Source organism: Pseudomonas sp. ACN8 (genome assembly GCF_002303925.1).
Taxonomy (GTDB): Bacteria; Pseudomonadota; Gammaproteobacteria; order Pseudomonadales; family Pseudomonadaceae; genus Aquipseudomonas.
The window spans coordinates 39733-52298 of record NZ_MRCS01000027.1 but is presented as its reverse complement, the minus strand read 5'-3'; the positions used below and the strand labels follow the sequence as shown (position 1 = coordinate 52298).

The 12566-nt window shown below is 61.2% G+C and carries 11 protein-coding genes and 1 pseudogene; 6 read left to right on the top strand and 6 right to left on the bottom strand.

Annotated elements, in window-relative coordinates; translation table 11 throughout:
• Positions 1 to 7 precede the first annotated feature (7 nt).
• The 4 genes and pseudogenes from metF to BSF44_RS30720 all read left to right on the top strand — a co-directional run.
• A complete protein-coding gene (gene metF / locus BSF44_RS16600; protein ID WP_095944427.1) occupies positions 8 to 853 on the top strand; it encodes a methylenetetrahydrofolate reductase [NAD(P)H] in 846 nt (281 codons plus the stop codon).
• A gap of 193 nt (positions 854 to 1046) precedes the next feature.
• Positions 1047 to 1862: an ABC transporter substrate-binding protein gene (locus BSF44_RS16595; protein ID WP_095944426.1), complete on the top strand. Its 816-nt coding sequence runs from the start codon at positions 1047 to 1049 to the stop codon at positions 1860 to 1862.
• 222 nt (positions 1863 to 2084) lie between these two features.
• Complete coding sequence (locus BSF44_RS16590; protein ID WP_095944425.1) at positions 2085 to 3953, top strand: DEAD/DEAH box helicase; 1869 nt, start codon at positions 2085 to 2087, stop codon at positions 3951 to 3953.
• Positions 3954 to 4044: 91 nt separating this feature from the next.
• Positions 4045 to 4137: pseudogene (locus tag BSF44_RS30720) on the top strand (outer membrane lipoprotein carrier protein LolA); the annotation flags it as partial.
• On the opposite strand, the gene BSF44_RS16585 reads toward BSF44_RS30720, so the two are convergent.
• From BSF44_RS16585 to BSF44_RS16575, 3 genes are all read right to left on the bottom strand, one after another.
• Positions 4132 to 4725 (bottom strand): YceI family protein, encoded by a 594-nt coding sequence (locus BSF44_RS16585; protein WP_095944424.1) that lies wholly within the window; start codon positions 4723 to 4725, stop codon positions 4132 to 4134. The pseudogene BSF44_RS30720 and the gene BSF44_RS16585 sit on opposite strands and share 6 nt — an antisense overlap.
• Positions 4726 to 4757: 32 nt before the next feature.
• Positions 4758 to 5309: a cytochrome b gene (locus BSF44_RS16580; RefSeq protein ID WP_095944423.1), complete on the bottom strand. Its 552-nt coding sequence runs from the start codon at positions 5307 to 5309 to the stop codon at positions 4758 to 4760.
• A 265-nt stretch (positions 5310 to 5574) separates the two neighbouring features.
• On the bottom strand, positions 5575 to 7323 hold the full coding sequence (locus BSF44_RS16575) for a flavin monoamine oxidase family protein (protein ID WP_095944422.1): 1749 nt from the start codon (positions 7321 to 7323) through the stop codon (positions 5575 to 5577).
• A gap of 223 nt (positions 7324 to 7546) precedes the next feature.
• On the opposite strand from BSF44_RS16575, the gene BSF44_RS16570 reads away from it, so the two are divergent.
• Together BSF44_RS16570 and BSF44_RS16565 are read left to right on the top strand one after the other, a co-directional pair.
• The gene (locus BSF44_RS16570) at positions 7547 to 8953 is read left to right on the top strand and encodes an adenosylmethionine--8-amino-7-oxononanoate transaminase (RefSeq protein ID WP_095944421.1); all 1407 of its coding nucleotides are present in this window, start codon (positions 7547 to 7549) and stop codon (positions 8951 to 8953) included.
• Positions 8954 to 9102: 149 nt separating this feature from the next.
• Entirely contained in the window at positions 9103 to 9822 is a 720-nt protein-coding gene (locus tag BSF44_RS16565; protein WP_095944420.1) for a 16S rRNA (uracil(1498)-N(3))-methyltransferase, read from the top strand.
• Between the two features lie 120 nt (positions 9823 to 9942).
• Here the strand turns inward: BSF44_RS16565 and BSF44_RS16560 are convergent, their stop codons facing one another.
• The 3 genes from BSF44_RS16560 to BSF44_RS16550 are packed head-to-tail and all read right to left on the bottom strand — an operon-like array spanning position 9943 to position 12494.
• Complete coding sequence (locus BSF44_RS16560; protein WP_095944419.1) at positions 9943 to 10845, bottom strand: transporter substrate-binding domain-containing protein; 903 nt, start codon at positions 10843 to 10845, stop codon at positions 9943 to 9945.
• 29 nt (positions 10846 to 10874) lie between these two features.
• A complete protein-coding gene (locus BSF44_RS16555; protein ID WP_095944418.1) occupies positions 10875 to 11225 on the bottom strand; it encodes a RidA family protein in 351 nt (116 codons plus the stop codon).
• Positions 11226 to 11252: 27 nt separating this feature from the next.
• Positions 11253 to 12494, bottom strand: a complete 1242-nt coding sequence (locus tag BSF44_RS16550) for a D-amino acid dehydrogenase (protein WP_095944417.1) — start codon at positions 12492 to 12494, stop codon at positions 11253 to 11255.
• Positions 12495 to 12566: the final 72 nt, after the last annotated feature.

Genomic DNA, 12566 nt, shown 5'->3' with positions numbered 1-12566 from the left:
TATGACCATGTCCCAAGATCGTCGCTACAGCTTCGAGTTCTTCCCTACGAAGACCGATGCTGGGCAAGAAAAGCTGCTCGCCACTGCTCGCCAGCTGGCCGCCTACAACCCCGATTTCTTCTCCTGCACCTACGGCGCCGGCGGTTCGACCCGTGATCGCACGCTGAACACCGTGTTGCAGCTCGAAAGCGAAGTCAAAATCCCTGCCGCTCCGCACATGTCCTGCGTGGGCGATAGCAAAGCTGACCTGCGCGGCCTGCTGGCCCAGTACAAAGCCGCCGGCATCACGCGTATCGTCGCCCTGCGCGGTGACCTGCCTTCGGGCATGGGCATGGCCAGTGGTGAAATGCGCCACGCCAATGACCTGGTTGAATTCATTCGCGAAGAAACCGGTGATCATTTCCACATCGAAGTCGCTGCTTACCCGGAAATGCATCCGCAAGCGCGCAATTTCGAAGACGATGTGGCCAACTTCGTGCGTAAGGCCAACGCTGGCGCCGACAGTGCGATCACCCAGTACTTCTTCAACGCCGACTGCTACTTCTACTTCGTCGAACGCGTGCGGGCGCTGGGCGTGAACATCCCGATCGTGCCGGGCATCATGCCGATCACCAACTACAGCAAGCTGGCGCGTTTCTCCGATGCCTGCGGTGCGGAAATCCCGCGCTGGATCCGCAAGCAACTGGAAGCCTACGGCGACGACACCCAAAGCATTCAGCGCTTTGGCGAACAGGTCATCACCGAGATGTGCGAACAACTGCTGCAGGGTGGCGCTCCAGGGCTGCACTTCTACACACTGAACCAGGCTGAAGCGAGCCTGGCGGTGTGGAATAACCTGAAGTTGCCGCGTTAAAAGTCGTTAAAGCACGATCAAAAGATCGCAGCCTGCGACAGCTCCTGCCACGGAATGTGTATTCCCTGCAGGAACTGTCGCAGGCTGCGATCTTTTGCTTTCAACGCACCATTAATGTGCGGCAATCCACGGAGTTAGAGCATCTGCGGTCAGTTTCTGGCTCTTTCCGGTTTCTCGTCGTAATCTCAAGCCCATGCCTTTGATCACGCAGTTAGTCGCCGTGCTTGTCTTCACTTGCCTGAGCTTCACCGCCCGGGGCGAGAAGCTGCGCATTGTCACGGAGCCGTGGGCGCCTTATGTGTACGAAGACAACGGCAAATCCCTGGGCCTGGACTACGAAACCACCGCCATTGTCTTCAAGCGCCTGGGCATCGAAGTGGAGTGGCAATTCCTGCCATGGAAACGCTGCCTGTCGATGCTTGAATCAGGCCAGGCCGACGGCGCACTGGACATCTTTCACAGCGACGAACGCGAGGCGACCCTGCTCTACCCCAGCGAACCACTGTCTGAAGTCCAGTTCGTGATGTTCTACGCCAATGAACGGCCCCATCCGTTTCGCACCCTCGATGACCTGCAAGGCCTGACCATCGGCACCTCGCCAGGCTACCTGTACAGCAAGGATTTCAGCGATTCGACGCTGTTCACCCGCGAGCCGGCCCCCACCCATGAAGCCAACTTCGGAAAACTGGTACGCGGGCGGATTGACCTGCTGATCACTGACCGCCGGGTCGGCCAGCATTTGCTCGACGAGCTGGGAATCCGCGACAAGATCACCGAAAACCCCACGATCATCAGCCAGCAAAGCCAGTTTCTCGCGGTGCGACGCAATGCGGGCATGGACCTGCTGGTGCAGCGTTTCGGCGCCGAACTCAAGCGTTTCAAGCGCGAGCCCGCCTACGCTGAACTGAGTGCCCGCTACGGCGCGGAACCGGCAGCCAGCGTGAAAACCGAAAAGGCCACGGCTGCCGCGGAAAAAACCGTTGAGCAGCAGGAAAGCGGCGCGCAGTGATTGCTCTGTTATACTCCGGCCTTCCCGCCAGGCTCACGCCCGGACGCTCGGAATCGTTAAAGGCATCTCAACCCCGCTACTGCGCAGCTTTCAGCCCGCGCGAGCGCTTGTAGACGAGCCTTCGAGACCCAGCAGGACCGGACGGGATTGCGTCCTCTTAAACGCGATTCGCGCCAGGCAAGACTCCCATTGGGCCAAGCCCTAACTAGAACAGGATTACTCATGTCCTTTGCTTCCCTCGGTCTCTCCGAGGCTTTAGTCCGCGCCATCGAGGCAGCGGGCTATACCGAGCCTACTCCGGTGCAACAGCGGGCCATTCCCGCCGTGTTGCAAGGTCGCGACCTGATGGTCGCGGCGCAGACAGGTACTGGTAAAACCGGCGGTTTCGCCCTTCCGATCCTGGAGCGGTTGTTCCCCAACGGTCACCCGGACAAATCCCAGCGTCACGGCCCGCGCCAACCGCGCGTACTGGTCCTGACCCCGACTCGCGAACTCGCCGCGCAAGTGCATGAAAGCTTCAAGGTCTATGCCCGTGACCTGAAGTTCGTCAGCGCCTGCATCTTCGGCGGTGTCGGCATGAACCCGCAGGTTCAGGCCATGTCCCGTGGCGTAGACGTGCTGGTGGCCTGCCCTGGCCGCCTGCTCGACCTGGCCGGCCAAGGCAGCGTCGATCTGTCCCACGTGGAAATCCTCGTACTGGACGAAGCCGACCGCATGCTCGACATGGGCTTCGTCCATGACGTGAAGAAGGTCCTGGCCCGTCTGCCGGCCAAACGCCAGAACCTGCTGTTCTCGGCGACCTTCTCCAAGGACATCACCGACCTTGCCGGCAAGCTGCTGCACAACCCGGAACGCATCGAAGTCACGCCGCCGAACACCACGGTCGAGCGTATCGAACAGCGCGTATTCCGCCTGCCCGCCAGCCACAAGCGTGCCTTGCTGGCGCACCTGATCACAGCCGGCGCCTGGGAACAGGTACTGGTCTTCACCCGCACCAAGCACGGCGCCAATCGCCTGGCCGAGTACCTGGACAAGCACGGTCTGAGCGCCGTCGCGATCCACGGCAACAAGAGCCAGAACGCCCGCACCAAAGCCTTGGCCGACTTCAAGGCCGGTACCGTGCGCATCCTGGTGGCCACCGACATCGCCGCTCGCGGCCTGGACATCGACCAGTTGCCACACGTGGTCAACTTCGAGCTGCCGAACGTCGATGAAGACTACGTGCATCGCATCGGTCGTACCGGCCGTGCCGGTCGTTCGGGCGAGGCGATTTCGCTGGTAGCCCCGGACGAAGAAAAACTGCTGAAAAGCATCGAACGCATGACCAAGCAGAAAATCGCCGACGGCGACCTGATGGGCTTCGATGCCAGCACCATCGAGGCGGAAAAGCCTGAAGTGCGCGAGCGTCCGGACATGCGCAACCCACGCAGTCCACGTGGCCCGCGCGGCGACGGTCCGAACGGCAGCGGTGGCGGCGGTGGTCGCAAGGACAAAGGCAAGGACAAGGGTAAGGAAAAACCGGCCGGCGAGCGCGGTGAGCGCCCTGCCCGTCAGCAAAAGCCACGTGAAGGCACTCCGGCTCGCGAACAGCGTCCATCGCAACCTCCTCGTGCCGCCGCTGACCGTGCCCCGGACGAGTTCCTGGACGACGATATCGATAACTTCGGTAACCGCGTCGACTACGTGCCGCAGCAGAAACCGGCGCAAGGCCGTGGTCGCCGTCCGGGTGCTCCGGCACAAGGCACTGCGGCAGGTTCGGGCGCTCCACGCTCCGGCAAGCCACAAGGTCGCCAGAACGGTCCGCGCAACAGCGATGGCGCCAGCACCGGCACCCCACCGGCCAAACGTAGCGGTCCTCGCAGTGGCGCACCGCGCGACGGCCAGGCCCGCCGCGAAGATTCGCGCAATCGCCGGCCGGCCCGTGACGACCAGCCGCGTTCGGAACCTGCCGTGCAGAACCCGCGCGGTCCCGCACCGAAGATCATGCACAAGGAGTCGAAGGCTGACCGCTTCCCGACACCTGAGCAACTGGATCAACTGCCAAGCCGTCCTCGTGGTGAAAAACCAGCACTGCTGACCCGCAATCGCTGAGTTATCGCTGAAATAAAAAATGCCCCTGATCGCGAGATCGGGGGCATTTTTTTATGGCTGATGAAATCCTGTAGGAGCGAGCCTGCTCGCGATGGTCGTCAACGATAACACTGGAAGCCTGATGCTCCGCGGCGCTCTCAGGTTTTCCGCGAGCAGGCTCGCTCCTACAGTCTCAGCATTACTTCGCTTTAACACCTTCAAACGTGACGTATAGATCAACCGCGTCGGACTGTGGACCCAGGTCCATCATCTTGCCGAAGTCGGAACGCTTGATGCTGGTAGTGCCCTCGAAGCCTGCACGGTAGCCGCCCCATGGATCCTTGCCTTCACCCAGGAAAGTGGCCTTGACCACGACTGGCTTGGTTACGCCAGCAATCGTCAGGTCGCCACTCACGTCAGCAGTGTCTTTGCCAGCGGCGTTTTTGCCAGTGGATTTAACGCTGGTGGACTTGAAAGTAGCCTTGGGGAAATCAGCCACTTTCAGGAAGTCTTTGCTGGAGATGTGCTTGTCACGTTCAGCGTTGTTGGTGAAGACGCTGGCGGTGTTCACGTTGAACTCGATCTTGCTGTCTTCAGGCTTGGCAGCGTCGAAGCTGAACTTGCCGTCGATGTCCTTGAAAGTACCGGTGATGAAGCTGTAGCCCAGGTGGCTGATCTTGAAGTCAACGAAGGCGTGCTGGCCTTCCTTGTCGACGGTGTAGTCAGCCGCCATCACATTGGCAGACAGAACAGCAGAACCGATTGCCAGAGCGGCGAGAGTCTTTTTCAACATGCTTTGTTTTCCTTGGGAGTCGAGGTTGAACTTCAGGCTTTGCGACCCAGCATTCGCTTGAGGGTCACATCATGGTCGATAAAGTGGTGCTTCAATGCTGCCAACGCATGGAGGCCGGAAAAAATTACCAGCACCCACGCCAGGTAGAGGTGAATCGCACCGGCGTTATCTGCCTGGTCCGGCAGTCCGGAAACCAGGGCAGGCACTTCAAACCAGTCAAACACCGGAATCCCGGCACCTTCTGCGGTGGAAATCAGGTAACCGGCAATCATCACCGCGAACAGACAGAGATACAGAAAGGCATGGCCGAGCATGGCGCCCAGTCGCGTCATGCGGCTGTAGCTGGCCAGGGTTGGCGGCGGCGGGCTGATGAAGCGCCACAACACACGCAATACCATGACCCCCAGCAGGATCAAGCCAATGCTCTTGTGCAGATCCGGCCCGGCCTTGCGCCAAGGGTCGTAATAACCGAGGTCGACCATCCACAGCCCGAGGGCGAACAAACCGAACACGGCCACTGCCACGCCCCAGTGCATGAAGATGCTGACCCAGCCGTAGCGGGAGGTAGAGTTACGTAGCTGCATTGCCTAGATCCCTGTAAGTGCTGGCCCAAGACTATCGAGTTATCTATCGAATTAAAGCGGAAAATTTTGCTTTGAAATATCGAGAAATACGATCAAGAGTCTGAAACAGGCGAGTTAAGAAAAGATTAAAGGCCAATGTGTGTACAAAAATGTAGCCCAATTCAACAACACTTCTTACCAAAGGTTTATTCGTTTGTGTGCCCGGATTTCTCCGGGCATAAAAAAACGCGGCATTTACGCCGCGTTTTTTTGATCCCGGGGCTTACTACGCCTTGGTATCCGTTGCCGGGGTTGCAGCAGATTTGGCAGCCGGCTTCTTCGCCGGTTCGGCTTTTTTGGCCGGTGTCTTGGCCGGGGCTTTTTTCGCCTCGGTCCTGGCAGCCGGTTTCGCCGGAGCCTTCTTGGCTGGCTCGGCTTTTGCCGGGGTTGCTGGCTTCGGTGCTTCGACCGGAGCCGGTGCAACAGCCGGGGCGGGTGCCGGCACAGGAGCAGGTGCTACCGGCTCAGGTGCCTTGACTGGCTCTGGCTTCTTCTCGTCATCCGAGCCGCCGAACAGGTTGCTGAAGAAATTGCCTTTCTTCGCCACCACCGCACCAGCGCCCGCCGCTGCGGCAGCCGGACCCACTTTCGCCGGTTCGAACGACTTGCCCGCCGCCAGGTCTTCAACCTGGCCGGCTGCACGTTGACCGGTACGCAGCGCGCCTTCCAGGGTGCCTGGGTACAGAGTGTCGGTGTGTTCGCCAGCGAAGGCTACGCGCTGAACAGGGCGTTCCCACAGGCGCCAGAACTTGCTGATCTGGCCCGGACCGAAGGCCAGGTAGGCGCCGCCAGTCGATGGGTCGGTGCTGTAGCGACGGATTTCATAACCAGTGAACGAGCCACGCGCCTGTGGATAGAACGCATGCAGGCGAATCAACACCTGATCGACCATCTGCTTGTCGCCGAATGCCTGCATCACCCGCGCGTTGTCGCCGGACAGGTTGATCACCACGTTGGCGCCACCCTTCAGGGCAGGCTCGATCCACAACATGCCCAGGCCGGTGTTGCTGTAGATCTCGCCAGACATGCGCGCCTTGGATTCCCATACCGGCGTCTTGAACTTCAGCATGATCTGGTCGCGCCAGCCGTAGTTGGTGCCCTTGATCGCCGCCAGGTGCTGGGCGTCCAGCGCCGGGGTCATCTGGATCTTGTTCAGAGCGCGCAGTGGCACGGCCAATACAACGTAGTCAGCCTTATAAGCGACACTGTCGACTTTGACGGTCACGCCGTCCTTGTCCTGAATGATCGACGAGACCGGGGAGCTGGTCTTGATGGTTTTCAGCTGTTTGACCAGGGCCTGGGCCAGCACCGGGCTGCCACCGACCAGGCGCGAAGCACGCAGGTCGCGATCGGAGACGCCACGGTAAACGCGGCTCTGCTGCGCGAAATACAGCAGCGACAAGCGCGAAGGTTCGTCGTAGCGGGTGCGGATCTGCTGGTTGATCAACTGGCGGGCAGTGGCCGGCAGGTTCTGCTTGTCGAGCCAGTTCGATACGTTCATCTGGTCCAGTGCGTGCAGCGTATTGTTGGCGGCCGGGTTCTGCGGGTCGTCGATCGAGCGCGCCAGGTCGTCCACGGTCTTGTCGAAGCGTTTGAGCGCCTCGGCGGTGGCTGGCTGCTTGGTCGCCAGGTCGGCGGCGGAGAAATACTCGCCATCGATCAGGTAGCCTGGGGTCCGCACGAATTCAGGGGCCGGCGTGGTGCTCAGCTTGAAGGTCGATACGTACTTGTTCAGCACCGGCTGGGCCTTGTCGTTGCCGATCCACTCGCTGGTGGCCATGCCGGAACGGCCGCCCAGGCTCGACTTGGCTTCCAGCAGGGTGACCTGCCAGCCCTTGTTCTGCAGCTCATACGCGGCAGTCAGGCCCGACAGGCCACCGCCGATCACGATCGCGGTTTTATCCTTGGCCAGCGCAGACACGCTAAACAGCCCCAACATCACCAGCGCACAGGCGCGCAGCCAACCGACAGACATTCAGCGAACTCCGGAATCACACGAGGAAAACAACAGTTTTTGCGAGCCAGACGGCTCAAGAGCCGCGAAGGATACGTCAGCCTTCAGACACCTGCCAGCAACGTCTATCGGCCTGTACAAAGTAGCTCATTCGACACAATGGGTTGTCCCCGTGGCACGCATTGCATAGGCTTGCGCGATTGTTTGTCCGCGCAGTTCACGGACCGCCTCCAGGAGAGTGAAAATGGGCCTGAATAATCAGTGGATGCAACGCGATCTCGCCGTGTTGTGGCATCCCTGCACCCAGATGAAAGATCACGAACAACTGCCGCTGATCCCGATCAAGCGCGGGGAAGGCGTGTGGCTGGAAGACTTCGAAGGCAAGCGCTACCTCGATGCGGTCAGCTCCTGGTGGGTCAACGTGTTCGGCCATGCCAACCCGCGGATCAACCAGCGCATCAAGGACCAGGTCGACCAGCTCGAACATGTGATCCTTGCCGGCTTCAGTCATCAACCGGTGATCGAGTTATCCGAGCGCCTGGTGAAGATGACACCGGAAGGCCTGACCCGGTGCTTCTACGCCGATAACGGCTCGTCCTGCATCGAAGTCGCGCTGAAAATGAGCTTTCACTACTGGCTCAATCGCGGCACGCCTGCCAAGAAGCGCTTCGTCACCCTGACCAACAGCTACCACGGCGAAACCATGGCGGCGATGTCGGTGGGCGACGTGCCGCTGTTCACCGAGACCTACAAAGCGCTGTTGATGGACACCATCAAGGTGCCGAGCCCGGACTGCTACCTGCGCCCCGAGGGCATGAGCTGGGAAGAACATTCGCGCAACATGTTCGCCGCCATGGAGCAGACCCTGGCCGAAAACCACGACACGGTCGCGGCAGTGATCGTCGAGCCGCTGATCCAGGGCGCCGGCGGCATGCGCATGTACCACCCGGTATACCTCAAGCTGCTGCGAGAGGCCTGTGACCGCTATGGTGTGCACCTGATCCACGACGAAATCGCCGTCGGCTTCGGCCGCACCGGGACGATGTTCGCCTGCGAACAGGCCGGCATCCGCCCTGATTTCCTGTGCCTGTCCAAGGCCCTGACCGGTGGCTATCTGCCACTGGCGGCGTGCATGACCACAGACGAAGTCTATAGCGCGTTCTACGACGACTACCCGACCCTGCGCGCCTTCCTGCACTCCCACAGCTACACCGGCAACCCGCTGGCGTGCGCGGCGGCCCTGGCGACCCTGGATATTTTCGAAGAAGACAACGTCATCGAGAACAACAGGGCCTTGGCCCAGCGCATGGCTTCGTCCACGGCGCATCTGGTCGATCACCCGAATGTTTCCGAAGTGCGGCAGACCGGCATGGTGCTGGCCATCGAGATGGTCAAGGACAAGGCCACCAAGGAAGCTTACCCATGGCAGGAACGTCGTGGCCTGAAGGTGTTTCAGCACGCACTGGAGCGCGGTGCTTTACTGCGTCCATTGGGTAGCGTGGTGTATTTCCTGCCGCCGTATGTGATTACCCCGGAGCAGATCGACTTCCTCGCCGAAGTGGCCAGCGAAGGGATCGACATTGCGACCCGTGACAGTGTCAGCGTGGCAGTGCCGAAGGACTTCCATCCAGGCTTCCGTGATCCGGGCTGATGATGCGGTCAATGTGGGAGCGAGCTTGCTCGCGATAGCGGTCTTTCAGCCACCATCAATGGTGAATGTCAGATCGTCATCGCGAGCAAGCTCGCTCCCACAGAAGTCCCCACCGATCCATGACCAACACCCTTTTTCAGAGACCCAGCATGAGACTGTCCCGCTTCTTCATCGACGCCCCCCTGAGCATCGGCGAGCACGAGTTGCCCGAAGCCCAGGCCCATTACATCAGCCGCGTACTGCGCATGGTCGAGGGCGATGCGTTGCAGTTGTTCGACGGCTCGGGCCAGGAGTTTCGCGCCACACTGGTCGAGGTCGGCAAAAAGCGCGTCGTGGTGCAGATCGATGAAAGCTTCGCCGGGCAGGTCGAGTCGCCGCTGCAAATCCACCTCGGCCAGGGCCTGTCCCGGGGCGAACGCATGGACTGGGCGATCCAGAAAGCCACGGAACTGGGCGTCACTGAAATCACCCCGATCTTCACCGAGCGCTGCGAAGTCCGGCTCAAGGACGAGCGCGCCGATAAACGCCTGCTGCACTGGCGCCAAGTGGCGATCAGCGCTTGCGAACAGTGCGGCCGCTCGCGAGTGCCGGTGATTCATCCGCCGCTGTTGCTGGCCGACTGGCTGAAGCAGACGCAGGCTGAATTGAAGCTGGTGCTGCATCCGGTGGCTGAACCGCTGGTGAGCCATGCCAAACCTTCAAGTCTGGCATTCCTGATCGGTCCGGAGGGTGGTTTGTCCGATGCCGAAGTCGATCAGGCCAAGGCCAGCGGCTTCCACGCCGCCCGCCTCGGCCCACGGGTGCTGCGCACCGAAACCGCGCCGGTTGTTGCACTGGCCGTGGCCCAGCAGCTTTGGGGTGATTTCTAGGGCCTCATCGCGAGCAGGCTCGCTCCCACAGTAGATCTCCAGTGATCACAAAATCTGTGAGCACCACAGGTCCAATGTGTGGGAACCTGCTCGCGAATGGCCACGACACGGTCTGGATGACTACTGCACCGGATCACTCACCGGTTTGGCAATGATCGCCTTGAGTTCGCTGGTCATCGGGAACTCAAGGTTCAAACCCTTCGGCGGGATCGGCTGCTCGAACCAGCGTTTGTAGATGCCATTGATCTCGCCCGAGCTGTACAGATCCGCCAACGCGCTGTTGACCAGCGCCAGGAACTGCGGATCGTCCTTGCGCACCATGCAGCTGTAGATCTCCCGCGATTGCTCCTCCCCGACCACCACCCACTTGTGCGGGTCATTGGCCTTGGCGCGCTCGCCGTAGAGCAGCGCGTCGTCCATGTAGAACGCCACCGCCCGGCCCGATTGCAGCATCTGGAAGGCTTCGCCGTGGTCCTTGGCGCTGATCACGAACATGTCGATCTTGTGATCGACGTTGTAGCTTTTCAGGAAGCGCTCGTTGGTGGTGCCGGCGGTGGTCACCACGTTCTTGCCGCGCAGGTCGGCAAAGCTCTTGATCCCGCTGTCCTTCGCGGTCAGCAACTGGCCTTTGACGTAGATGAAGCCATAGGAGAACGCCACCTGCTTCTGCCGTTCGGCGGTCACGCCGGTGGAGCCGCACTCCAGGTCCACGGTGCCGTTCTGCACCAGTGGAATGCGGGTCTGCGAGGTCACCAGGTTGTAGTTCACCTTCAAGTCTGGCAGCGCCAGTTGCTGCCGGATGCGCTCGACGATCTTGCCCGCCAGATCCACCGAGTAACCCATCGGCTTGCCGCTGTGATCACCCACGTAGGAGAACGGCACCGAAGCATCGCGATAACCCAGGGTGATGCTGTTGGCGCTGGCGATCTTGCTCAGGGTGCCGGTCAGCGGCGCCTCATTGGCCTGAACCTGGCTGCCGAGCAACAGGCCAAGCGTACAAGCGAGCAACGTGATTTTTTGCATTGTTATTCTCCGTTGTGGGTGTTGGTTTATCAGACGCGTGCAGCGATGACGGTGATTTCCACCAGCACTTGCGGGCGGGCCAGTTCGGCCTGCACGGTGGTGCGGCTCGGCGCCTGCCCGGGCGACAACCAGGCCGACCAGACCTCGTTCATCGCGTCGAAATCCTCGGTGATGTTTTTCAGATAAATGGTCGCACTGAGCAGATGATCCTTGTCGCTGCCCGCCTCGGCCAGCAAGGTATCGATTTTCGCCAGCACTTCGCGGGTCTGGCCGTCGGCATCCCGGGCATCGCCGGGCACCTGCCCGGAGAGAAACACCAGGTCGCCAAAGGTCACGGCGCCGGACAGGCGCGGGTTGCTATGCAGTCGGGTAATGGTCATTGCAGTGTCCTCTTCTGAAAACGGTGTTCAGGCGGCCCGGTGGTTGAAACCACGCAGGTCGATGGAAGGCCGGCGCTCGCCGATCAGCTCGCTGAGCAGGCGCCCGCTGCCGCATGCCAGGGTGAAACCCAGCGCGCCGTGGCCGAGGTTGAGCCACAGGTTGCGATACGCCGTCGCGCCCAGTAATGGCACGCCGCTGGGGGTGGCCGGGCGCATGCCGGCCCACTCGACGGCTTCGTCATAGGCGCCGGCATTTGGAAAGGTGTCATGGGCCTGACGCTTGATCAGCGCCAGGCGTTTGGGGTCCAGCGCAGGGTCGAAGCCGACAATGTCGACCATCGCCGCCACGCGCAATTGCTTGCCGATGCGCGCGTAGACGATCTTGCGATCGTAGTCGGTGATGCTCACGTCCGGCGCGCGGTGACCAGCGCCGATTGGTACGGTCAGGCTGTAGCCTTTGAGCGGATAAAGCGGCAGTTGCAGCCCGGGCAGCGCCAACAGCGGACTGCGGTGACCGGCAGCGATCACCAGCTGATCGACTGGCAGCACTTGCTCGCCCAGTTCGATGGCATTGACGCTGCCGTTGCCGTGGCGAATGCCGGTCACCGCTTGCCCGAGACGAAATTCGCAACGGCCAGACGCCTTCAGTCGTGCGGCCAATTGCTGGCAGAAACCGTGGCAATCGCCGACCTCTTCGTCCGGGGTGTAGATCGCCCCGACAAAGGGCGCATCGATCAGCGCCGGTTCCAGTTGCGCGCATTCGGCCGGCGACAACACCTGCTGTTGCTGCGGGTCGGCCAAGCCCTGGCGTGCATGCTCGAAGCTGCTGTTCTGGCGGAAAGTCACCAGTTTGCCATTGCGCCGCCACTGGAATCCCGCCAGTCCATCGTCCTCGCGCCAGGACCTCAAGGTGTCCTGGCTCAACAGCGCCAGGCGCAACAAGTGCGCGGCGTTCTCGCGGTTGACCGAGCGGCGGCAGGCGCCGAGGAACGACGCCATCCAGCGCCACTGGGCCGGGTCGAAGCGCGGGCGCAGCTTCAACGGTGAGTCGCCGCGCAGCATCCAGCCGATGGCTTGCAAAGGCACACCGGCGTCGGCCAGGGGCGCGACATAGCGATAGGACAACTGGCCGCCGTTGGCGAAGCTGGTTTCGCTGCCCAGCGAGTCCCGAGCCTCGACCACCGTCACCTCGAAGCCGTCGCGCACCAGCGCATAGGCCGTTGCCAGGCCAATCACGCCGCCACCGATGATGCACACACGCTGAGCCATGTCCGTCCCTAAAACCGTTGTGAAGACGAGGCCAAGGTTAGAACCAGGTGACAGACCTTGAACAATGCATAA